This window comes from Mesorhizobium montanum (genome assembly GCF_033977145.1).
GTDB classification, from domain to species: domain Bacteria; phylum Pseudomonadota; class Alphaproteobacteria; order Rhizobiales; family Rhizobiaceae; genus Mesorhizobium; species Mesorhizobium montanum.
The window spans coordinates 15797-39632 of record NZ_JAVIJF010000021.1 but is presented as its reverse complement, the minus strand read 5'-3'; the positions used below and the strand labels follow the sequence as shown (position 1 = coordinate 39632).

The window sequence follows — 23836 nt, the reverse complement described above, 5'->3', positions numbered from 1 at the left end:
CAATATTTTTGTTGCACCGCACCATAAAATCTTCCCGCCGTTAACCAAGAGCCCAGAGATTTCGACCGTTGCAAGCCAGGGCTTGTGGACCTTCGGACCGTGGGCTTTTATTAACAAAGCGTTAACTGAAATGCCCGCTTCGGAGGGTTGGCCCGCGCATGCCGCCTGAAAACTATTCCTTCCTCGACGTCGCCGTGCTCGACGCGGTGCGCCGGCGCTTTGCCGCCGGCGACGCTTTGGCCATATTGTCGGCCGACCTCGAACAGGTGATCTGGGCGAACGGTCCGGGGGCATCGATGTTCGGCTATCCGGATATCGAGGGCATCATCGGCGCCTCGGCACGGCTGCCGCTGATTGCCCGGCGGCAGATCATGGCGACCAGCGGTTTTCCGGATATCGGCAGCGACCGGGCCATCACGGTGAGGCTCGCCACCGGCATGGTGAGCCGCGCCGTCGGTTTCCTGGCCAGCGCCGTGACGATGCCGGACGGCGAGAAGGCGATCATGCTGGCGATGCCGGCGGCGCAGACCAGCTCGCGCAGCGCCGGCGAGATCGCCAGCCGCGCCATCGGCGGCTTCACCGAAGCCGGTCATTTCATCGCTTTCGTCGACGCGCAAGGCGGTGTCGAGGCGGCCTCGGACGGCTTTGCGGCGCTCGGCATCGAGTCGGGGACGCTGGCTGCCCTGGTTGCGGATGTGACCGCCAGCGGCGACCGCCTTGTCAAGCGCCTTGTGCCCGGCACCGGTACCTCCTACCCGGCCGGTTTTGCGCGGCTCACCGACACGCGCCATCTGCTGGTGGTGATCGATGAGGACCAGCTCGACGGCGCGGACAGTGACCAAGACGGTCAGCCGGTGGCCAGCCAGCCCGACGGTCAGCAGGTTGCAGCGCCAGAGCCTGTCCAGGACAACAGTCCAGTGCCAGCCGCAGCGGCCGACGAACCGGCCGAGGTGGCCCCGGAGGCTGCCGAAGACGGTGCGCGGAGCGCGGAGGAACCCGTGGTTGCCACAGAGCCGGAAGAAGCTGCCCCGACAAGTTCCGAAGACACACACGCCGCCACGGAAGCCGTGGCCGACCAACGGCCCACCCAGGCCAGTCATCAGGCCAACGCCACCGAGTCCAGCCAACAGGTCGCCGATGCCGGCGCCGGCCAGCACGACCATTGGTATTTCAACGCCGGCGACGACGATGCCAGGCATGCTCAACCGGAAGCGCCGGCAAAGGACTTGCCTGAGAGCGCCGCCGTGGCGGAAGGCCTGCGGCAGGATGTCCGCGAAACCACCGGACGCGAAACCGTCACGTCGAAACGGCCGCCCCAGCCCCGCGACATCGACCGCTCCGCGCCACCGCTGCGCTTCGTCTGGCGCACCGACGCCGAAGGCAAGTTCAGTGCGCTGTCGCCCGAATTCGCAGACATCGTCGGCCAGCCCGCCGCCGACGTGATCGGCCGCCGCTTCAAGGACGTCGCCACCACTTTCGGCCTCGACGCCTCGGGCGAGATCGCCGGTCTGCTCGAACGGCGCGACACCTGGTCCGGCCGTTCGGTGTTGTGGCCGGTGGCCGGAACCGGTCTGAAGATCCCGGTCGATCTGGCGGCGCTGCCTGTCTATGGCCGCAGCCGCGCCTTCGAGGGTTTTCGTGGCTTCGGCGTCGCGCGCAGCGCCGACGCTGTAGCCGATCCGGAAGCGCTTGGCATGGCCCTGGTGCCGAATGCCGCACCTGCCGGGGCCGAGCCGTCGGTCGCGCAGCCGGCAGCGGAGCAGACGCCGCCGGAACCGTCAAAGCCCGAAGATCCCTTCCAGGGTGAAGTGCCGGCACTGACCATCGTGCCGAAGCCGGAGCGGCGCTTCGCCGACAAGGTGATAAGGCTGGCCGAGCATCGCCAGCCGGCCAACGACAAGCAGCCGGGAAGCGACAGGGGTCTGTCGATACTCGAGCGCAGCGCCTTCCGCGAGATCGGCGAGCGGCTGCGCAGGGACAGTTCTGCCCATGCCGAGCCGAGCGCCCCGGAAGCCGACAAGCAGCCCGATGCGGCTGTTGCCGGCAAGGACGAGGCAGCGGCGAAAGAGCCGGCCGGCGACGTGAAGGCCGAGGCAAACCGGCCGCTTCCGCTTGACGTGGCGGAAGACGAAGGTTCCGCGCGGGAAGCGACCCTGCCGTCCGCGTCGAAAGCCTCGGAAACTGCCGACGCGGAGGCCGATGCAGAGACCGCTGAAGCAGAGACCGAGGCGGAAGACCAGGAAGACCTGGCGCGGCTCGACGGCATCGATGGCGTCGCCGAGACCAGCGACACCGGCCAGGCCGAAATCCCGGCCGTTTCCGGCTCGCTGCTCAATTATGCCGATGGCGAGAAATCGACGGAAGAAGCCGGCGTCGTGCCTGTCTCCGAGACCGAGCAGGCAGCGGGCGCCCGACAGGCGGCCGAACATCCTGCCGCGGAGCCGCAGCAGCCGGTCGAACAGCCCGCGGCTCAGCCGGTCGCGGCTGAGCCGTCTGCCCCCGATGCGACGGCAGACGACGACAGCATGACCGCCGACGATTTTCGCGATGCGCAAGACAATGAGGATTGGGCCGGCGCCGATGCCGATGCCGCCGCGACCGCGGAAGAACAGCCGGAAGAACCGGAAGCCGCAGCGTCGGCGCGGCCGCGCCTCGAAGTGCCGCCGCTCAAACTCGCAGGCTTCGTGCCGTCCGCTTTTTCGACCGGACAAGAAGCCAAGGCGCCCGATACATCCATCCTCGCCAGACTGCCGGTGCCGCTGCTCATCCATTCGGGCGATGTGCTGCATTATGCCAATGAAGCCTTCCTCGAACTCACCGGCTACGATACGGTGGACGACCTCGCGGATGCGGGGGGCCTGGGCGCGCTCTTTGCCGACCCTTACGCCGAGGACGCCGCCGCGGACGAAAGCGACCGCTCGCTGAAGCTCAAAACCCGCCAGAGCCAGGAATTTCCGATCGACGCGCTGCTGCGCTCGGTGCCGTGGCGCGGCGGCAAGGCGCTGATGCTGGTGGTGCGGCGCTCCGGCGAAGACGATGCGGCGCATTTCACCGCCGCGAATGACGAACCGGCACTGCAGCCGGACGTGCCGGAATTGAAGTCGCGCATTGCCGAGATGCGCACCATCATCGACACCGCCACGGACGGCGTGGTGCTGATCGGCCGCGACGGCAACATCCGCTCCATCAGCCGACCGGCGGAAGCCCTGTTCGGCTTCGACAGCGACGAGGTCGCGGGCAAGCCCTTTGTCTCGCTGTTTGCCATCGAAAGCCAGCGCGCTGCCCGCGACTATCTCGCGGGCCTTTCGGAGCCGGGCGTGGCGAGCGTGCTCAATGACGGCCGCGAGGTCATCGGTCGCGAGGCGCAGGGGCGTTTCATTCCGCTGTTCATGACCATCGGCCGTCTGCCCAACGACAGCGGCTTCTGCGCCGTGGTGCGCGACATCACGCAGTGGAAGCGGGCGGAGGAAGACCTGACGCAAGCGCGCGCGGTGGCCGAGCGCGCCTCCTCGCAAAAGACGGATTTCCTGGCCCGCATCAGCCACGAGATCCGCACGCCGCTCAACGCCATCATCGGCTTTTCCGAGCTGATGGTGGACGAGAAATTCGGCCCGATCGCCAACGACCGCTATCGCGACTATCTGCGCGACATCAACCGCTCCGGCAACCATGTGCTCGATCTCGTCAACGACCTGCTGGATATCTCGAAGATCGAGGCCGGCCAGCAGGAGATGGATTACGAGGCGGTGTCGCTCAACGACACCTTGGCCGAGACGGTGGCGATGATGCAGCCGCAGGCCAATCGCGAGCGCGTCATCATCCGCTCCAGCTTCGCCTCGCGGCTGCCGGAAGTGGTGGCGGATCTGAGAAGCGTTCGCCAGATCGCCCTCAATATCCTTTCCAACGCCATACGCTACACCCAGGCCGGCGGCCAGGTGATCGTCTCGACCGCTTACGAGGCCTCAGGCGATGTCGTCATGCGCGTACGCGACACCGGCATCGGCATGACGCCGACCGAGATCGAGCAGGCGCTGAAGCCGTTCAAGCAGATCAATGCGCTCAAGCGCGGACGCGGCGACGGCACCGGCCTCGGCCTGCCGCTCACCAAGGCCATGGTGGAAGCGAACCGCGCGCGTTTCGCCATCACCTCGACGCCAGGCGAAGGAACCCTGGTCGAGGTTGGCTTCCCCTCGACCCGCGTGCTCGCCGAATAGGATTGCAAGAGTAGGATTCGGCCAAAGAAAAAGGCGTCCAAGAGGACGCCTTGAGAAATGGGATGCTGTCACAACGGGGGCTTGAGCTGAACCTCAGGGGACGAGGAACGGGATTTCTCCCTCAAGTTACACGCGACTATCGGGGTCGTCCCTTAACAAGTCCTTACCGGGCCGCAAAAAAATTTACGAATGTGTACCACCCGTGAAATCTAGGTAAATTCGCCGCATAGGTTTGGTTAACCATGAGGGGTTTCAGGTCGCGAGCTGCGGCAGGTCCCTGAACAGCTCCAGCGCCTCGGGGTTGGCGAGCGCCTCCTTGTTCTTGACGGCCCGGCCATGGACCATGTCGCGCACCGCGAGCTCGGTGATCTTGCCGGACTTGGTGCGCGGGATGTCGGTGACGGCGACGATCTTGGCGGGCACGTGACGCGGGCTGGCACCGGTGCGGATCTTGGCGCGGATTCGCTTTTCCAGATCGTCGTCCAAGGTAACGCCGGCGGCCAGCCGCACGAACAGCACGACGCGGACATCATTGTCGAAATCCTGGCCAATGCAGAGCGCCTCGAGGATTTCCGGCATCTGCTCGACCTGATTGTAGATCTCGGCCGTGCCGATCCTCACGCCGCCCGGATTGAGCGTTGCATCCGAGCGGCCATGGATGATCATGCCGCCATGGGCCGTCCATTCGGCGAAGTCGCCATGGCACCAGACATTGTCGAAACGCTCGAAATAGGCCGCGTGATATTTCTTGCCGTCGGGGTCGTTCCAGAAGCCGATCGGCATCGACGGGAAGGCTTTCGTGCAGACAAGCTCGCCCTTCTCCTGCCGGATCGGTTTGCCGTCGTCGTTCCAGACGTCGACCGCCAGGCCGAGGCCCGGTCCCTGGATCTCGCCGCTCCAGACCGGCTCGGTCGGCACGCCGAGCACGAAGCAGGAGACGATGTCGGTGCCGCCCGAGATCGAGGCCAGATGCACGTCCTTCTTGATGCCGTCATAGACGAAGCGGAAATCCTCCGGCGACAGCGGCGAGCCGGTGGAAGAGAACGTGCGCACGGTCGACAGATCGTGGCTCGCGATCGGCTTCAGCCCGGCCTTGCGAACCGAATTGATGAATTTGGCCGAAGTGCCGAAATAGGTCATCCGCTCGGCATCGGCGAAATCGAACAGCGCATTGCCATCGGGGTAGAAAGGCGAGCCGTCATAAAGCAGAAGCGTCGCGCCCGAGGCGAGGCCCGATACCAGCCAGTTCCACATCATCCAGCCGCAAGTGGTGAAGTAGAACAGCCGATCGCCATCGAGCAGGCCGGCATGCAGCCGGTGCTCCTTGACGTGCTGGATCAGCGTGCCGCCAGCCGAATGCACGATGCATTTCGGAATGCCGGTCGTGCCCGAGGAGAACAGGATGTAGAGCGGATGCGCGAACGGCAGCCGCTCGTAGCTGACAGTCCTGGCGGCGAAGGGCGAGAGCGCTTCGTCGAGCGCGGCTGCCTTGTCGATGGTGGCGGCGACATCGGCCGAGGTGCCGAGATAGTCGACGATCAGCACCTTGCGCAGCGTGGAGAGCTTCACTGCTATCGCGCGGACCTTGTCGGCCACCTCGATCGCCTTGCCGTTATACCAATAGCCGTCTGGCGCGATGAAGACGACCGGCTCGATCTGGCCGAAACGGTCGAGTACGCCCTGCTCGCCGAAATCGGGAGAGCATGACGACCAGACCGCGCCGATCGAGGCTGCGGCCAGCATCGCGGCGACCGCTTCGGGCATGTTGGGCATCATGGCGGCGATGCGGTCGCCGGCCTTGACCCCGAGCGACAGGAAGAGCTGCTGCAGCCGCGAGGTCAGCGCATGAAGTTCGTTCCAGGACAGCCGGCGCTCGACCTTGTCCTCGCCGCGAAAAACGATGGCCGGGCCGCTGCCGGTCTTCTTCAAAAGGTTCTCCGCGAAATTGAGCCTGGCGCCGGGAAAGAAGCCGGCGCCGGGCATCCTCTCGCCATCGACGAGGTTCCGCTCACCCTTGTCGCCGACAAGATCGCAAAAGTCCCAGACCAGGCTCCAGAACGCTTCGCGATCCTCGATCGACCAGCGGTGAAGCTCGGCATAGCCGGAGAATGCCAGCCCGGCTTTTGCTTCCGCCGCTTTCATGAACGCGGTCAGGGGCGCCGCATCGATCCGCTCCTGCGTCGGGGTCCACAAAGGTGTATCGGCGGCCATGATCGCTCCTCCCAAAGCGCATCGCGTTTGAGCCAGTTAAGCTCAACATCGCATATGCCATCGTCCCAAAAACGGCGCGCAACCGCGGACCGGGATCGTGCAGACCGCTTATGCATATTGCAGCGCAGCAGAGCAAGATTTTGTTCGGGCGCCCCGTGGCGGACGCTGTGCAAATGCCATCGCAAGGCCATAAAGACTTGAAAAGCGTCGGCGCTCGGTTACACCCGTCGGGCGATTTTGTCGGCAATGAAAGCATACGGGGCGAAATGCCATCATCTTTGATCCGGCGCGGTGTGTGGGCGATCGGCGTTGCCGTGCTCGTCATCGCGCTCGCGGTTGCCGCGCTGCCGCTGATTGCCTCGACCCGCATCGTACGCGACCGCATCGCCTGGGAATTGAGCGCCTGGAGCGGCTTCAGGGTCACGATCGACGGCTCGCCGCGTATCGAGGTGTGGCCGAAGTTCCGGGCCATCCTCAGCGACGTGACGCTGTCGCAATGGACCGAGACCGATGCGCCGCCGGTGGTCGAGGCCGATCGCGTCGAAGTCGATCTCTCGGCCATGGCCGCCCTGCAGGGCGACGTCGCCTTCTCGACGGCAAGGCTGGTGCGTCCGACGATCAGGGTCCAGCGCATGGCCAGCGGCTTCTATCTGCCGCCGCTTCCGACCGGCGGCCGCATCACGCGCTCGATCGATGCCGCGCGCGGCGTGGTCACCGCCAACCCGCAGACGCCCGATCTCGGCAAATTGCCTTCCGATCCGTTCGGCACCGTCGAGTTCCGCGATGGCCGCGTCGTGACTACGGCCGCCGGCAAGGAAACCGAAATCCTGAGCAGCCTGAGCGGCCAGGTGAACTGGGAAGCGATGAACAGCGAAGCCTCGCTGACCGCGACCGGGATCTGGCGTGGCGAAAGCGTGCAGCTCGATTTCTCGTCGGCGAGACCGCTGGTGCTGTTTGCCGGGGGGACCGCCCCGGTCACCCTCTCCTTCAAGGCGGCACCCGCGACATTGTCCTTCGACGGAACGGCCTCGATGTCGGACAATGCCTATCTGGACGGCCAAGCAAAGTTCGCCGCGCCTTCGCTGCGGCGCGTGCTGGAGTGGTCGCAGGCCGGCATCGCGCCCGGCGCGGCGATCGGCGCAGTCTCGATCGCCACCAAGGTGAATGCCTCTGCGGGACGCGCGAAGTTCGAGAGCACAACCGTCACGCTCAACAACAATCCGGGCATGGGCGCGCTGGATTTCTCCTTCGCCGAGGGGCGCCCGGTGATTGCCGGCACGCTCGCCTTCGACACGCTCGATCTCAGATCTTTCCTGTCGGCCTTCACGCCTGTTGCGCCCACCGGCGAAGTCGGCCCGGGCGACATCGATACCAGTTTCGCCGACCGCATAAACCTCGACCTCAGACTGTCGGCGGCACACGCCATGGCGGGATCGGTGCAACTGGCCGACGTCGCGGCGACCGCGCAGGTCAAGAACGGTCTTGCCGTGTTCGACATATCCGACGCCTCGGCCTTTAACGGCAACATCCAGAGCAGCCTGCGCTTCGACCGCAAGCCGGAGGGCACGCAGGTCGAGATGCGGCTCCTGGCGTCGGATGTGGATACGGGAGCTTTTGCCACGGCGGCCGGAATGACGCGGCTGGTGCCGGTCGGCACCGGGACGGTATCGATCATCCTCAAGGGGCCCGGCAAGGCCTGGAACTCGATCTTCGAGAATGCCGACGGATCGTTCTCGGCGACTTTCGGGCCGGGCACGCTCAACGGGCTCGACCTGCCGGCCTTCCTCAAGCGCAACCAGCAAGGCGGCTTCTTCGCGCTCGACGACGTCGCTAATGGTTCGCTGCCGATCAACGGCGCGGAGATCAAGGCAAGCATTTCGAAGGGCGTGGCGCGCCTCGACAAGGCCGAGATCAACGCTCAGAAATACAAGATCTGGCTGTCCGGCATCGCCTCCTATGTCGGGCGCGGGCTAGCGCTCTCGGGAGGCGTCATACCGAGCGGACAGCCGGCGCAGCAGCCCCAGCCGGCCAATGGTCAGGCGGCCAGCCCGGCTCCCGCGCCGCCGAGCCAGTCGCTGTTCTTCGTCGGCGGCAACTGGAGCGCGCCATTCATATCACCGATCGCTCCCGGCGTTTCCGGCCAATAGAGCGTTTCCAAGAAAAGTGTGGGCGGTAAGGCTTGGTGACTTCGCCGTAGCCTTCCCGTCCGGGATTGCATCAACAAAAAGATAGAGCGGGTCGCCGTTTCCGTGAGACGATGAACCGTTCAGGAGGCAGGGGTGCAAAAGCGTCCCCGCTTCCATCAATCAACCACGCTGCGCGGCTCGCTCGTCGAGCTGGCGCTGGATCTCGCGCCGTTTGTTGGCGATCGAGGCGATGATGACGCCTACCGCCACCACCGCGATCAGGAGGGTGCAGGCGGCGTTGATTTCCGGCGTCACGCCAAGGCGCACCTGGCTGTATATCTTCATCGGCAGCGTGGTGGCACCTGGACCCGAGGTGAAGCTGGCGATCACCAGATCGTCCAGCGAGAGCGTGAAAGCCAGCATCCAACCGGAGATGATCGCCGGCAGGATGACCGGCAAGGTGATCTGGAAGAAGGTCTTTACCGGCGGCGCGCCGAGATCCATGGCCGCTTCTTCCAGCGAGCGGTCGAACGTGACCAGGCGCGACTGCACGACGACGGCCACGAAGCACATGGTGAAGGTGATGTGCGCGAGCGTCACCGTGAAAAAGCCGCGGTCGAGCCCGACAGCGACGAAGAGCAGCAGCAGCGACAGGCCCGTAATGACTTCCGGCATGACCAGCGGCGCAAACACCATGCCCGAAAAAAGCAGTCGCCCCCTGAAGCGCGTGTAGCGCGTGAGCGTGATGGCGGCGAGCGTGCCGAGCACGGTCGCCACCGTAGCCGAGATGACGCCGACGCGCGCCGTGACCCAGGTGGCGTCCATCAGGCCCTGGTTGTGGAACAGCGACACGTACCATTTGGTCGAGAAGCCGCCCCAGACGGTGACGAGCTTCGATTCGTTGAAGGAAAAGACGATCAAAAGCACGATCGGCAAATAGAGAAACGCAAAACCCAGCACGATCGAGGAGATGTTGAAACGGCTCCAGGTCGAGTTCATTTTCCCTGCTCCTGTGCGCGTGCCTGAGCCTGCTGGAAGAACATGATCGGGATGGTCAGCACCAGAAGCAGGATCACGGCCACCGCCGACGAGACCGGCCAGTCACGGTTGGAGAAGAATTCGTTCCAGAGCGTCTTGCCGATCATCAGCGTCTGCGAGCCGCCGAGGAGGTCCGGGATGACGAACTCGCCGACCGCCGGAATGAACACCAGCAGGCAGCCGGCCACGACGCCGGGCAGCGACAGCGGGAAGGTGATCTTCCAGAAGGCGCCGGTCTGCGGACAGCCGAGGTCCTGTGCGGCCTCGATCAGCGAATAGTCCATCTTCTCCAGCGAGGAATAGAGTGGCAGCACCATGAAGGGCAGGTAGGAATAGACGATGCCGATGAAGATCGCCGTGTAGGTGTTGAGGATGACCAGCGGCTGGCTGATCAGCCCCGTGGCGAGCAGGACCTGATTGAGCAGCCCCTCGGGTTTCAGAATACCGATCCAGGCATAGACGCGGATCAGGAACGAGGTCCAGAACGGCAGGATCACCAGCATCAGCAGGGTCGGCCGGATCGTTGCCGGCGCACGCGCCATGCCATAGGCGATCGGATAACCGACGATCAGCGTGAGTATCGTCGAGATACCGGCGATGATCAGGCTGGTCACATAAGCGTTGAAATAGAGCGCGTCCTGGGTGAGCCAGGTGTAATTGTCGAAGTTGAGCTCACGGAAGCCCGCGAAGAATCCCGAGACGCCATCCCTGAAGTCGAGCACCGGCGTGTAGGGCGGCATCGCAATCGCCGTCTGCGACAACGAAATCTTGAAGACGATGATGAAAGGGACGAGGAAGAAGAACAGCAGCCAGAGATAGGGAACGATGATGACGAGGCGGTCGACGAAGCCCTTCGCCAGCCGCGTCGGCAACGTGGCGGCGGTAGCGGTCGATGGAGCGGCGGGCGCAGCGATGGTTGTCATGTCCGCCTCCTACCTGGCCAGCACGACGCCGGCGTCGGGCCGGAAGGAGACCCAAGCGCGGTCGTTCCAGGTCAGCGGATCCTCGGTGACGCGCGAGGCGTTCAACGCGCTCGCCCGCACGATCTGCCCGTCGTCGAGCTTGATATGATAGACGGTCATGTCGCCGAGATAGGCGACGTCATAGACTTCGCCTTCCAGCGCATTGACGGCATCGGCGGGCTTTTTCGAGGAGATCTTGATCTTCTCCGGCCGGATCGCGAAGACGATGTTGGAGCCCGCGGCTGCCTCGCCGCCATTGTCGACGACGATCTCAGCGCCGGTTGCGCCGGTGATACGCGTCGTGTTTGCCGTGCGCTCGGCAACCTTGCCCTCGAACATGTTCACGTTGCCGACGAAATGCGCCACGAAGCGCGAGGCCGGCGCCTCGTAGATCTCAGCCGGTGTGGCGACCTGCATAACCTCGCCCTTGTCCATGATGGCGATGCGGTCGGCCATGGTCATGGCTTCTTCCTGATCGTGGGTAACGACGACGAAGGTCAGGCCGAGTTCCTGCTGCAGATCCATCAGTTCGAACTGGGTTTCCTCGCGCAGCTTCTTGTCGAGCGCGCCGAGCGGCTCGTCGAGCAGCAGAACCTTGGGCCGCTTGGCGACCGAGCGGGCAAGCGCCACGCGCTGGCGCTGGCCGCCCGAGAGCTGATGCGGCTTGCGCTTGGCGAACTGCTCTAGCTTGACCAGCTTGAGCATCTCGGCGACGCGTTTTTCGACATCGGCTCCGGGCATGCCTTCCTGCTTGAGGCCGAAGGCGATGTTCTTCTCCACCGTCATATGCGGGAACAGCGCGTAGGACTGGAACATCATGTTGACCGGCCGCTTGTAGGGCGGGATGCCGCGCAGGTCCTGCCCGTCGAGCAGGATGCGGCCTGCGGATGGCTCCTCGAAGCCGGCAAGCATCCTGAGCAGGGTCGACTTTCCGCAGCCCGAAGCGCCGAGCAGGGCGAAGAATTCGCGCTCGAAGATGGTCAGCGACAAGTTGTTGACGGCGGTGAAGTCACCGAATTTCTTGGTGACCTTGTCGAACTGGATATATGGCTTGGCGTTCGGGTCGTTCCATGGCGCGAAATCCCTGCGGATGCTGCCAAGCGATTTCATGATCCCCACTCCGTTACTTTTTAAATTGAACTCCCCAAAAGAAAGCGATCCCGGCAGTTGGCTGCCGGGGTCGTGTCTCAATGCTTTACTGGCCGGTGACGATCTTGGTCCAGGTGCGCGTGATGACGCGCTGTGTCTTGGGATCGTATGGCGCAACGGTATAGAGCTTCTTCGTCGTCTCCTCGTCGGGATAGACCGAAGGATCTTCCAGGATCGCCTTGTCGATGAACTGCTGCGAAGCTTTGTTGCCGTTGGCGTAGAGCACGTAGTTCGACGACTTGGCGATGACTTCGGGCGTCATCATGTAGTTGATGAACTCGAGCGCGTCGGCGGTGTGCGGGGCGTCGGCGGGGATCGCCATCTGATCGAACCACATCTGGGCGCCTTCCTTCGGCACCGAATAGCCGATCTCGACGCCCTGCTTGGCTTCCTCGGCGCGGTTGCGGGCCTGGAAGACGTCGCCCGACCAGCCGATCGCCATGCAGATATCGCCATTGGCCAAAGCGTTGATGTATTCGGACGAATGGAACTTGCGGATATAGGGCCGGACCTTCAGCAATGTTTCCTCGGCCTTGGCAATGTCATCCTGCGAGGTGCTGTTGGGATCGAGGCCGAGATATTTCAGCGCCGCCGGAATGATGTCGGCGGGAGAATCCAGCACATAGACGCCGCAATCCTTCAGCTTGGCCAGCTTGTCCGGATTGAAGAACACGTCCCAGCTGTCGATCTTGTCGGTGCCGAGCGCAGCCTGCACCTTCTTGACGTTATAGCCGAGGCCGACCGTGCCCCACATGTAGTTGACCGAATATTCATTGCCCGGATCGTATTTGGCGGTGCGCTCGGAAATGACGTCCCACATGTTGGAGAGGTTCGGCAGCTTCGACTTGTCGAGCTTCTGGAACACGCCTGCCTGGATCTGGCGCGCCAGGAAGTTGGCGCTCGGCACGACGACGTCATAGCCGCTGCCGCCGGCAAGCAGCTTGGTCTCCAGGATCTCGTTGGAATCGAAGGTGTCGTAGACGACCTTGATGCCGGTCTTCTTGGTGAAGTCGTCGATAATCGAGCTGTCGATATAGTCCGACCAGTTGTAGACGTTGACGACGCGGTCTTCGGCATGACCGCTTATTGTGAAAAGCGTTAGAAACGCCGACGTCGCCGAAAGCCAGAGCGCTTTGCGGATCATGCTGTTCTCCTTTGGTGAGTATTCCCCTGCCGGCCTGTCGCAGCGTGAACGCAGGTCGGCATTTGGTTCAGACTGTTGAGCTGTCCGGAGGGCGACAGATGCGATCCGCTGGTGCCATGCCGGATCGTTGAGTAGCAGTTGCGGCCCGTAACCTCCCTCCGGGAAGGTATCAGAGCGGCGTCAGCGGCGTTCGCCGCGGCGTAAACAGAAATATGACTTTGCGGTCCGGCCCCTGCGGGGCCGGCGGAGACACTTGGCAAGATACGCCTGTCTTGTTGTTGCCGTAATTGCAGCCTGCCCGCCCGGCGACACGCTTGTCAATGGCAAACACTCATGCGGCATCAATTGGGTGACGGCAGGCCGGTGACGCCTGGACGCGCCGGCCGCGTCTGGCGCTTGAACTCAAGGCCGATATGGACGAGCAGCGCCGCGACCACGACCGCGCCGCCGATGATGGTGCGCACCGACGGGACCTCGGAATGGACGAGCCAGACCCAGATCGGCCCGAGGATCGGTTCGAAGGTGCCGAGCAGGGCGGCGATCGCCGCCGGCACCAGCCGCGCGCCCATGGCGAAAAAAGCGAGGCCAACGCCGAGATTGACGACGCCGAAGGCGAAGAGGAAGCCCATGTCCCGCCCCGAGACCGCGAACCCCGACGCCTGCAAGGCGGCGAACGCACCGGCAAGCAGCGCACCGAGGCATGTGGCCGGCACCATGCGTACATGGGCAAAGCGTCGGGTGATCACGGTTGCAACCGAAAACATCACAGCGATCAGCAGCGCCAAGCCGTCGCCGATCGGCGAGACGGCGCTGCCCAGGGATTCGGAGACCATGATGGCGACGCCGGCGATGACGGCGGCAATCGCGATCCAGGTGGCCGGGCTGACCCGTTCGCGAAACAGCAGCCAGGCAAGCAGGGCCGCCAGAAGCGGCACGCCGGCCTGCATCAGGAGGATGTTGGCGACCGTGGTGTAGGCAAGCGCCACCACGAAACTGGTCGAGGCGGTGGCGAAACAGAAGGCGACGCCAAGGCCGGGCAGGCCCATGTGCCGAAAGAGTTTCAGAGTACCGCGCCAACCGTCGCGCCAGAGCATGAACGCGATGAGAAAGGCCACGGCCCAGAGCGAACGCCAGAACACCACGGTCCAGCTGTCGTCGATTTGGATGAAACGGGCGATGGTGCCGCCGAAACTCCACATCAGCGCCGAAAGGAAAACCAGCAGCATGCCGATGCGCTCCTCTCGCGGCGAGACGGCTGGCAAGACGACGGGGGACGGGGCGGTATCGGTCATGGACATGACTGTCAGCGGGTTGCGTTAGACACGATGCACCAAGGACAACAGAGACTCTATGTCTCAGACGACAGGACTATGTCCCAATCGCGTAGCGCAAAGACGCAAACCCGGCGTGATCCAGCATACAGCGAGGCTTGGGACACATCGCCGATATCATCCCTGAAAATCGAAGGCGCTGAGGCCCGTCACCATCTCGTCGAGGCCGAGCGGGCGCGTCACCGGCGGTTCGGCGCGCGCCAGGCAGCCGACGCGCTCGCAAAGCCTGCAGGCGGGGCCTACCGGCGTGGCGAAACCCTGCCCGGGCTTGCCGGTTCCGGCCGGCAGCGCCGCGCCATAGACGATCTCGTCGCGAAAGCCGATATCGCAGCCAAGCAGGAGAGCGGTGCGCCGCGGCCGTTCTGAGAAGGCGCCTTGCGGACCTTCCAGCGTGCGGGCGATGCAAAGGAACTCGGCGCCGTCGGGCATCTCCACCGCCTCGACCAGGATCTGGCCCGGTTGCGAGAATGCCGCATGGACGGGAAGCTTCGGACAGCCGCCACCGAAGCGGCTTTGCGGATAGCCCTCGCTGCCGGCCTTGCGGAAGCGGTTGCCGGCATTGTCGACTTCCAGCATGAAGAAAGGCACGCCCGATGCGCCCTGCCGCTGCAGCATGGTCAGGCGGTTGGCGGCCTGTTCGAAAGAGACGCCGAAACGGGAACGCAAGACATCGATGTCGTAGCGGGCTCGCAGGGCGGCGGCATGGAAGGCCTGATAGGGCATCATCAGCGCATGAGCAGCATAGCGGCCGAGCTCGAAGCGGGCGAGCCGACGCGCCTCGTCGGTGCCGAGCTTCAGCGCCTGGATTTCGCCGGCGACGGCCACCGACATGCGTATGAGGCTTGCCTCCATGGCGATTTCGCGCAGCTGGTCGAAAGGCGACAGCCGCTCGGACAGAAACAGGCGCTGCGAATGACGATCGTAACGGCGGCGCCAGTTGGGCATGGTGGCGACCGGCAGCACCTTGACGACGATGCCGTGCTCGCGCCTCAGCCAGGCCTTCAGCGCGCCGAACAGATCATCGCCGGGGTCGAGGACCGATGTGAAAGCTTCCGCCTCCTCTTCCAGCGAAGCAAAGTGGTTTGGCCGGCGCTCGAACACTTCGTGGACCTCGTCGGCAGGCAGGCGCGTGCCGGACAGCGCGGTCGACCTGCCCTCCCTGGCCAGAAGCTGGTTGAGGTCGGACAGGCGCTCTGCCTGCTCGCGATAGGCGCGAAAGAGTTTTACCATCGCCGCCGAAGCGTTCGGCGCCACCTCGGCGAGATCGATCAGTTCCTGGTCGCCAGGCAGTTCGCCGGCAAGAAGCGGATCGCTGAACGCCTCGCGCAGTGCCGCGATCGAGCCTTTCGTCTCCGCCTGCAATTCATGCGGATCGACCTTGTAGACGGAGGCCAGCTTGAGAATGAGCTGCACCGTCAGCGGCCGCTGGTTGCGCTCGATGAGGTTGAGATAGGAGGGCGAGATGCCCAGTCCCTCGGCCATTGCCGTCTGGGTCAGGCCCCTGACGTTGCGCAGCCGGCGCAGCCGCGGCCCGGCAAAGATCTTGTGGTCGGCCATCCTGCCATCCTTGACAAGAATTTACATGAACATCAAATCCGGCGTCCGCTTCGATGCTTTTACAATCGTGACAAATTTACAGAGATCGCTTGTCAATGACAACACAGTTTTTCCTTTATTTTTGGTACCATTTGACGGTTTTCCTGGGTGTTTTTCGCGCTGCAATGTAAATCGTGTCATACACGAACATCACGGGGAATGCCTTTGTGACGTTCCAGCTGAAGCAGTCGCCAAACGATCCGGAGTTATCAATGACCGATTTTTACAACCTCGTCCCTTCCGCGCCGGAAGGCCGTTTCGAGGGCATCGAGCGCCCCTATTCGACGCAGGACGTGAAGCGGTTGCGCGGCTCCGTGCAAATTCGCCAGACGCTGGCCGAGATGGGCGCGAACCGCCTGTGGAAGCTCATCCACGAGGAGGATTTCGTCAACGCGCTCGGCGCGATGTCCGGCAACCAGGCCATGCAGCAGGTTCGGGCCGGGCTGAAGGCGATCTATCTCTCTGGCTGGCAGGTAGCCGCTGACGCCAACACCGCCTCGGCCATGTATCCGGACCAATCGCTTTACCCGGCCAATGCGGCGCCGGAACTCGTCAAGCGCATCAATCGCACCTTGCAGCGCGCCGACCAGATCGAGACATCCGAAGGCAACGGGCTTTCGGTCGAGACCTGGTTCGCGCCGATCGTCGCCGACGCCGAAGCAGGCTTCGGCGGTCCGCTCAACGCCTTCGAGATTATGAAGGCCTTCATCGAGGCCGGCGCCGCAGGCGTCCACTATGAGGACCAGTTGGCTTCGGAAAAGAAGTGCGGCCATCTCGGCGGCAAGGTGCTGATCCCGACCGCGGCGCATATCCGCAACCTCAACGCGGCGCGCCTCGCGGCCGACGTGATGGGCACGCCGACGCTGGTCGTGGCGCGCACGGACGCGGAAGCGGCGAAGCTGTTGACCTCCGATATCGACGAGCGCGACCGGCCTTTCGTCGACTACGACGCCGGCCGCACGGTCGAAGGCTTTTACAATGTGAGGAACGGCATCGAGCCTTGCATCGCGCGCGCCGTGGCTTATGCGCCGCACGCCGACCTGATCTGGTGCGAGACGTCGAAGCCGGATCTGGCGCAGGCCAGGAAGTTCGCCGAAGGCGTGCACAAGCATCATCCGGGCAAGCTGCTCGCCTACAATTGTTCGCCGTCCTTCAACTGGAAGAAGAACCTCGACGACGCGACGATCGCGAAGTTCCAGAAGGAGCTTGGCGCGATGGGCTACAAGTTCCAGTTCATCACGCTCGCCGGCTTCCACCAGCTGAATTTCGGGATGTTCGAGCTGGCGCGCGGCTATAAGGACCGCCAGATGGCCGCCTATTCGGAACTGCAGGAGGCCGAGTTCGCGGCCGAGGCCCGCGGCTATACCGCGACCAAGCACCAGCGCGAGGTCGGCACCGGCTATTTCGACGCCGTGTCGATGGCGATCACCGGCGGCCGGTCTTCGACCACCGCCATGCATGAATCGACCGAGCACGCCCAGTTCAGGCCGGCGGCCGAGTAACGGATAACAACCAGAGGAAACGCCCGCAGGGCATTTACATCGAGGAGAAGACCAATGGCATCGATAAGCCGCGTCAAGGAAAGGGCAGAAGAGCAATCGAGCGCAATGAGCGTCGACCAGCAGGCGACAATCCGCATGCTCGCCAACGATCTGCACAGGCTCAACCAGTCGGTCATGAAGGCAGTCGAAGCAGGCGTCTCGGTGGAGCTGGTGCGCTCGGCCAGGCACCATGGCGGCGACGGCAACTGGGGTGACCTTTTGATCCCGGTGATCGTTACGCAGCAGACTCATACTTGACGTAACGTCAACAGTCTCGGCGAATGTCTCCCGCGCGTTATACGTTCGGGAGACTATCGCATTTTTTCGATTTGCCTTCATCGTTGAGAGACACGACTTGCTCTGAATTCCAGAATTTCTTGCTATATTTTCGAACTCGACCGTTTCAGCTTGACACCGGCTACAATCTCACTCAATTGTGCCTCAGGTTTCAACCCTGCATTGAACCAGAGTGCCCGCCCGCCGATGTGTCCCGCCGACCGTGACGACCCCACCGAAAAACATTCGAAACCGGCGGCCCGCACAGGTGCGATGGCGGCGGATTTTTCCAAGGTGCTCGTCGTCGGGAAGTCGTCGATCAACCGGGTCGTGGTGTCGAAAATCGTCGAGAAATCGGGACTGAAGCCGATCTCGGAACCGCCCGAAACCGCCGAAAAAGCCCTGACCGGCCATCTGCCCGGCGCCATCATCCTGGACGGCGGGCCCGACAACAAGGATTGCGACCGGCTGATGTCGGCCATCGACGCGCTGCGGCGCGCTTCCGGCAAGCCGCTGCCCGCGGTGATCCTGCTCTCAACCAGCACTGGCACTCCGGAGAGCCTTGGCCTGTCGAGCGTGGTCGATGCGGTGGTTGCCAAGCCGATCACGCCCGATGGGCTGCAACCGGTGGTCGATCGCCTGGTCGGACGCGGCTAGACAGTTCAGCGTTTGATAGGATCGCTGCCCTTTTCGAAGCACAGGGCCATCAACCCGCGGTGGCGATGCTTTCGAGCAACGCCGGCAGCTCGCTCAAGTCGGCGATCTGCCGGAACCTTGGCGCCGCGACCGGCGCCTCGGCGTGCTCGGCCGCCCAGGTCAACTCATGCGGCACATAGATGCCCGAGCCGCCGGCCTCGATGGCCGGGACCACGTCCGACTTGAGCGAGTTGCCGACCATCACGCTCTTTTGCGGTCCGTCGCCATGGCGGCTGAAAATGCGGGCATAGGTGGCTGCGCTCTTGTCGCTGACGATCTCGACAGCGTCGAAAAGCTCGCCCAGTCCCGATTGCGCAAGCTTGCGCTCCTGGTCCATGAGATCGCCCTTGGTGATCAGCACCAGGCGATAGGCGCCGGCGAGCTTCTCGACCGTCTCGCGCGCGTGCGGCAGCGGCTCGATCGGATGGCTGAGCATGTCGCGGCCGGCGGCCAGGATTTCCGCTATCGTCGAGGCCGGAACGCGGCCTTCGGTAACCTCGATCGCCGTCTCGATCATCGACAGCGTGAAGCTCTTTATGCCGAAGCCATAGAGGCCGAGATTGCGCTTGGCGGCTTCAAGCAGGTTAGCCGAAACGTGGCTTGCCTCGCCGTGTTCGGCAAGCATGGCGATGAAGCGCCGTTCGGTCATGCGGAAGAATTGCTCGTTCTGCCACAGCGTGTCGTCGGCATCCAAGCCGATCGTGATAAGAGCGGACAGTGCCACGTCATCATCCTCGCGAAATGGTGGTGTAGACGCGTTCGCCCGGCACTGCTAGCCAGAGATCGGCAAAGCGCGGGGGGTGCATGCAGGATTCGTGGAAAGATGAGCTGGAAGGCTTCGTTGCGAGCGCGCACCAGCGCACGCCGACCGAGCTGATAAACGGCATTCGCGATATCGGCGTGGCCATGGGTCATGAAGCGGGCGAAGCGCTGCTCGACAGCCATCCGGAGCTGTTTTCCCATCGGCCTATGCTTACGCGAGCCTTCATCGAGATGGTCCATGCGCAAGACACCGCTGAAATCAGGCAGATGTTGGACCGGGACGTGCAAGAGCCAACGTCGTTCGGGCAAATAGCAACGGAAAAAACGACTATCGGCGTCATGTCCTCGAAGGACGCCTATAAACGCCTCGATGAAGTGTTCGAACATGTCGATTTCTGCCACTGCAAGTGTGCCGTGATGGTCGGCTGCGGCGGCCGCCCGTTCACCATGTTCCGCATCCATGATCAGACACCGGTTCCCGAGATAATCGGCCTGGATATCGTGCCTGACGCGGTCGAGACCGCCAATATTCTGGCTGCCAAGCTCGGCTACACACGCTGCCAAGCGGCGTTTTGCAACGGGAGCGACTACGACTATCGCGGCGCCCAGATAGTCTACGTCGCCAGCATGGTGTCGCCCAAGGCGTCTGTCGTGTCGCGCATCGCCGACACGGCCCCGCTCGACCTCCAGCTCGTTCTATGGGAACCGTACTCGCTGGCCCGCTTGTGGTCGGAGCGAGCGGAAGAGACGCTTGACCCGCGGCTGGCAGTCGTCGGCCGCACCAGCGTATCGCGCAACATGACCCGCGATGTGTTTGTCCGCTTCCGACCTGGCGCCGGGCGCGCAGGCGGGAGCTGATGCCGATGGGCATGGCCGATCGCGCGATCCTGGCCGCAACGACGGCTTGGTGCCTTCTTCGCCATCCAGTGATCTGGAACAGAACCTACGGGCACAGCGGCGTCTTTCCCGACCCGGCAAGGCCCGCTTCGTATGTCGACAAATTCCTGTGGCGGAAGATCTTCGATCACAACCCTCTTTATGTCACTGCATGCGACAAGCTGGCGTCCAAGGAATATGCCCTGTCGATATGCCCGGAACTCAAGACCGCGAAAGTGTTTTGGAGCGGCCGCGATGCGACAGAAATTCCACCGGCGCTGCTTGTCGGAAATGTCGTGGTGAAGGCCAATCATGGCTGCCGTTGGAACATGATGATCCGCAGCGGCGACGTGGACATGGCGAAGCTTTTGAGGCGAACGGCGCGATGGATGCGTTGTCGATACGGCGGGAAATTCGGCGAGTGGGCTTACAAGAACGCAAGACGGCTCATCTTCGTCGAGGAGATGCTTATCCAGGACGGTGTGCCGGTTCCGCTGGAGTATAAATTCCATGTCTCGAACGGGAAGACGGCTTACGTCTACGCCGCTCGGCGCGACGGACAGGGCAACGAGCTGAAAAGTCATTTCGACCGCGACGGGAGCTATGCACCGGTGCCACCAGGCAGCGGCAGCCAGTGGGTGAAGATCGATCTGCCGCCGTCGTTTCTGCGGATGCGCGAGATCGCGGAGCGACTGACTGCACCCTTCGACCACATGCGGTGCGATTTCTATCAGATCGACGGCGAAATCTATTTCTCCGAGTTTTCGGTCTACCCGCTGTCAGGAAAGGGCATCATCAACACCAGGCTGCGCGATCTGGCCGGCGACACATGGGACATCCGCCAGTCGTGGTTCCTGTCGACGCCGCAAAGCGGTTGGCGCAGATTCTATGCGGCGGCGCTGTTACGGTGGCTCGACGCGACCGACCGGCAAAAGCTGTAGACCAAAGAAGTCGCACCCGGGCAAGCGCCTGTCGCCTCCCCTTCCCTTCCCCCATGGCGCCCGGCTATACTTCGAAATCCGCAACACAATCTGGTGAATGATGCCGCCTGAAAAAAAGGAAGTCCGTCCGTCAAGCCGGGGGGGACGCGCCCGCACGCCTGCCTTCCTGAAAAACGAACGCGGCGTGAAGAACTGGAAAGAAGCCAGCGCCTGGCTCGAATGGCGCGGCATCGAGGACATCGAGTGCATCACGCCCGACCAGGCGGGCGTTGCCCGCGGCAAGATGATGCCGTCGAAGAAATTCACCTCCAACACCTCGCTGGCACTGCCTTCGGCGGTGTTCATGACGACGATCTCCGGCGGCTATCCCGAGGACGGCAACGGCTTCCATTATCCTGAGGATGACGGCGACCTGAAGCTTCTGCCCGATCTTTCGACGCTGACCGCGGTGCCCTGGGAAGAAGACCCGACGGCTGCGGTGATCTGCGACCTCGTCCACCAGGACGGCCGCTCGGTCGAGTTCACCCCGCGCAATGTCCTGAGACGCGTGCTTGCCGCCTATGACGACCGCGGGCTCAGGCCGGTGGTGGCGCCCGAGATCGAATTCTATCTGGTGCGCAAGAACCCCGACCCGGACTATCCGCTGACGCCGCCCGTTGGGCGCTCGGGCCGACCGATCGGCGGCGGCGCCGGTTACTCGATCGCCGGCGTCAACGAGTTCGACGAACTGATCGACGACATCTACCATTTCTCGGAACGGCAGGGCCTGGAGATCGACACGCTGATCCACGAAGAGGGCGCCGGCCAGCTCGAGATCAATTTGCGCCACGGCAACCCGATCGAGCTTGCCGACCAGGTGTTCATGTTCAAGCGCACCATCCGCGAGGCGGCGCTGAAGCACGAGATCTACGCCACCTTCATGGCAAAGCCGATCCAGGGACAGCCGGGTTCGGCCATGCATATCCACCAGTCGATCATCGACAAAAAGACCGGCAAGAACATTTTCTCGGCCGAGGACGGCTCGGAGACCGACGCGTTCTTCCATTTCATCGGCGGCATGCAAAAACATGTGCCGAACGCGCTGGTCATGTTTGCGCCTTACGTCAATTCCTACCGCCGGCTGACCCAGGCCGCATCGGCGCCGGTCAACACCAAATGGGGCTATGACAACCGCACGACCGCCTTCCGCGTACCGCGCTCGGATCCGGCGGCGCGACGCGTCGAGAACCGCATCCCGTCTTCCGATGCCAATCCCTATCTTGCGCTGGCCGCCTCGCTGGCCTGCGGGCTGATCGGCATCACGAAGAAGGAAAAGGCCACGGCGCCGGTGCTCACTACCGCAAACGAGGACGAGATCGACCTGCCGCGCAGCCTGCTCGAGGCCGTCGACCTGTTCGAGAGCGACAAGGAGCTCGGCGCCCTTCTCGGCAAATCTTTTGCCGCCACCTTTGCGGCCATCAAGCGGGCCGAATTCGAGACCTTCATGGAAGTGATCAGCCCGTGGGAGCGGGAATATCTGCTTCTCAATGTCTGACCCGATCATGAACTATCAATCCCCGATTTCCCCGGGCCGGTCGTGGTACGAAGATACAGCAGGGTCCCGCCCCCAATATCCGGCACTCGACGGCGACCGGGCATGCGATGTCGTCATCATCGGCGGCGGCTTCACTGGCCTCTCGGCAGCGGCGCACCTTGCAAAGGCGGGCACGAATGTCGTGCTGATCGACGCATACCGCTTCGGCGATGGCGCGTCGGGGCGCAATGGCGGCCAGCTCGGCACCGGCCAGCGCGCCTGGGCGGAGGAGCTCGAGGCCGAATACGGGCTTTCCCGCGCCAAAGCGCTGTTCGACCTGGCCGAAGAGGCCAAGGCGCATCTGCTTGACTTCGCCGCCGCCAACGACATCGGGATCGACTACATGCCGGGTCAGCTTTCGGTGGCGCACAAGAAGCGCTACGTCGACGACTACAAGCGTCACGCCGAGATCATGGCGAGCCGCTTCGGCTATCTGCATGTCAGCTTCATGGATGCGGCGGAAACGGCGGAACGGCTAGGCTCGACGCGTTATTTCGGCGGTACGCGCGATACCGGCACCGGGCACATTCACCCGCTGAAGCTGGTGATCGGCACGGCGAAAGTGGCGGTGGCGGCCGGCGCGCATCTCTTCGAGCAGACGCCGTCCACCGGCATCGTTTCCAATGGCGGCAAGGTGAAGGTCACGACGCCCAGGGGTACGATCACCGCCGACAAATGCCTGATCGCGGTCAACGCCTATGGCGGCAATCTGGAACCGGTGAGCGCGTCGCATATCATGCCGATCGGCTCCTTCATCGGCGCGACCGTGCCGCTGGGTGCGGCCTCCAAAGTGCTGCCGGGCGGCGAGTCGGTCGACGATTCCCGCTTCGTGGTGCGTTATTTCCGCAAATCGAAAGACGGCAGGCTCCTGTTCGGCGGGCGCGAGGTCTATGCCGTCAACGATCCGAAGGACATCCATATCCACATCCGCAAGCAAATCGCCGAGCTCTATCCGACGCTGAAGGATGTCGAGATCACGCATGGCTGGGGCGGCTATGTCGGCATCACGGTGCCGAGAAAGCCGTTCGTGCGCGAGGTGATGCCGAAGGTGATTTCGATGGGCGGCTATTCCGGTCACGGCGTCATGCTGTCGAACTTCTTCGGCAAGCTCTATGCCGAGACCGTCGCCGGCAATCGCGATCGCCTGAAGCTGATCGAAGACCTGAAGATCCCAGCCTTCCCGGGCGGCCGGCGTTTGCGAGCGCCGCTCCTGTTTCTCGCGCTCAACTGGTTCGCTCTGCGCGACAGGATTTGAGCTGGCAGCCGGGCAGAAGCCATCGATTCGACGCGGGTGGCTTCCACGCGGCAGGTTGTGGAAACCTTAACGAACACACACAATTTCGCAAAATGGCGCACTCATGCCATAATCAGCAGTAAAAGATGCCATCATGGGCGAAAAT

At 63.4% G+C, this 23836-nt stretch carries 17 protein-coding genes; 9 read left to right on the top strand and 8 right to left on the bottom strand.

All coding sequences use genetic code 11. From position 1 onward, the window contains the following. The first annotated feature begins 158 nt into the window (after positions 1–158). Complete coding sequence (locus tag RFM68_RS25540; protein WP_320235803.1) at positions 159–4214, top strand: PAS domain S-box protein; 4056 nt, start codon at positions 159–161, stop codon at positions 4212–4214. Positions 4215–4466: 252 nt separating this feature from the next. On the opposite strand, the gene RFM68_RS25535 is transcribed toward RFM68_RS25540, so the two are convergent. After that, a complete protein-coding gene (locus RFM68_RS25535) occupies positions 4467–6425 on the bottom strand; it encodes an acetoacetate--CoA ligase (protein WP_320235802.1) in 1959 nt (652 codons plus the stop codon). A 266-nt stretch (positions 6426–6691) separates the two neighbouring features. Here RFM68_RS25535 and RFM68_RS25530 point away from each other — a divergent pair, with 266 nt between their 5' ends. Next, the gene (locus tag RFM68_RS25530) at positions 6692–8572 is read left to right on the top strand and encodes an AsmA family protein (RefSeq protein WP_320235801.1); all 1881 of its coding nucleotides are present in this window, start codon (positions 6692–6694) and stop codon (positions 8570–8572) included. Positions 8573–8731: 159 nt separating this feature from the next. Here the strand turns inward: RFM68_RS25530 and RFM68_RS25525 are convergent, their stop codons facing one another. From RFM68_RS25525 to RFM68_RS25500, 6 genes are all read right to left on the bottom strand, one after another. Beyond that, complete coding sequence (locus tag RFM68_RS25525) at positions 8732–9550, bottom strand: ABC transporter permease (RefSeq protein WP_320235800.1); 819 nt, start codon at positions 9548–9550, stop codon at positions 8732–8734. Then, positions 9547–10512, bottom strand: coding sequence for an ABC transporter permease subunit (locus RFM68_RS25520; protein ID WP_320235799.1), 966 nt, complete (start codon positions 10510–10512; stop codon positions 9547–9549). Before RFM68_RS25520 ends, RFM68_RS25525 begins: the two co-directional genes overlap by 4 nt. A gap of 9 nt (positions 10513–10521) precedes the next feature. Then, entirely contained in the window at positions 10522–11661 is a 1140-nt protein-coding gene (locus RFM68_RS25515; protein WP_320235798.1) for an ABC transporter ATP-binding protein, read from the bottom strand. Positions 11662–11746: 85 nt separating this feature from the next. After that, positions 11747–12844, bottom strand: a complete 1098-nt coding sequence (locus RFM68_RS25510) for a polyamine ABC transporter substrate-binding protein (protein WP_320235797.1) — start codon at positions 12842–12844, stop codon at positions 11747–11749. Positions 12845–13185: 341 nt separating this feature from the next. Further along, positions 13186–14136 carry a DMT family transporter gene (locus tag RFM68_RS25505; protein ID WP_320235796.1) on the bottom strand — a complete coding sequence of 317 codons (951 nt, stop codon included), beginning with the start codon at positions 14134–14136 and terminating at the stop codon, positions 13186–13188. A gap of 156 nt (positions 14137–14292) precedes the next feature. Continuing rightward, positions 14293–15732: a helix-turn-helix domain-containing protein gene (locus RFM68_RS25500; protein ID WP_320235795.1), complete on the bottom strand. Its 1440-nt coding sequence runs from the start codon at positions 15730–15732 to the stop codon at positions 14293–14295. Positions 15733–15983: 251 nt separating this feature from the next. On the opposite strand from RFM68_RS25500, the gene aceA reads away from it, so the two are divergent. From aceA to RFM68_RS25485, 3 genes are all read left to right on the top strand, one after another. After that, positions 15984–17273, top strand: coding sequence for an isocitrate lyase (aceA, locus tag RFM68_RS25495; protein ID WP_320235794.1), 1290 nt, complete (start codon positions 15984–15986; stop codon positions 17271–17273). 54 nt (positions 17274–17327) lie between these two features. Further along, positions 17328–17570, top strand: a complete 243-nt coding sequence (locus RFM68_RS25490; RefSeq protein ID WP_320213397.1) for an SMc00767 family acetate metabolism repressor — start codon at positions 17328–17330, stop codon at positions 17568–17570. 291 nt (positions 17571–17861) lie between these two features. Beyond that, positions 17862–18245: a response regulator gene (locus RFM68_RS25485; protein ID WP_320235793.1), complete on the top strand. Its 384-nt coding sequence runs from the start codon at positions 17862–17864 to the stop codon at positions 18243–18245. Between the two features lie 49 nt (positions 18246–18294). On the opposite strand, the gene RFM68_RS25480 is transcribed toward RFM68_RS25485, so the two are convergent. Beyond that, positions 18295–19002, bottom strand: coding sequence for an HAD family hydrolase (locus tag RFM68_RS25480; protein WP_320235903.1), 708 nt, complete (start codon positions 19000–19002; stop codon positions 18295–18297). Positions 19003–19088: 86 nt separating this feature from the next. On the opposite strand from RFM68_RS25480, the gene RFM68_RS25475 reads away from it, so the two are divergent. The 4 genes from RFM68_RS25475 (at position 19089) to RFM68_RS25460 (ending at position 23691) form a co-directional block, all read left to right on the top strand. Beyond that, positions 19089–19904, top strand: a complete 816-nt coding sequence (locus RFM68_RS25475) for a hypothetical protein (protein WP_320235792.1) — start codon at positions 19089–19091, stop codon at positions 19902–19904. Positions 19905–19909: 5 nt separating this feature from the next. Next, complete coding sequence (locus RFM68_RS25470; protein ID WP_320235791.1) at positions 19910–20863, top strand: ATP-grasp domain-containing protein; 954 nt, start codon at positions 19910–19912, stop codon at positions 20861–20863. A 97-nt stretch (positions 20864–20960) separates the two neighbouring features. After that, positions 20961–22397: a glutamine synthetase family protein gene (locus tag RFM68_RS25465; RefSeq protein WP_430694928.1), complete on the top strand. Its 1437-nt coding sequence runs from the start codon at positions 20961–20963 to the stop codon at positions 22395–22397. Between the two features lie 7 nt (positions 22398–22404). After that, positions 22405–23691 carry an NAD(P)/FAD-dependent oxidoreductase gene (locus RFM68_RS25460; protein ID WP_320235790.1) on the top strand — a complete coding sequence of 429 codons (1287 nt, stop codon included), beginning with the start codon at positions 22405–22407 and terminating at the stop codon, positions 23689–23691. Positions 23692–23836 lie beyond the last annotated feature (145 nt).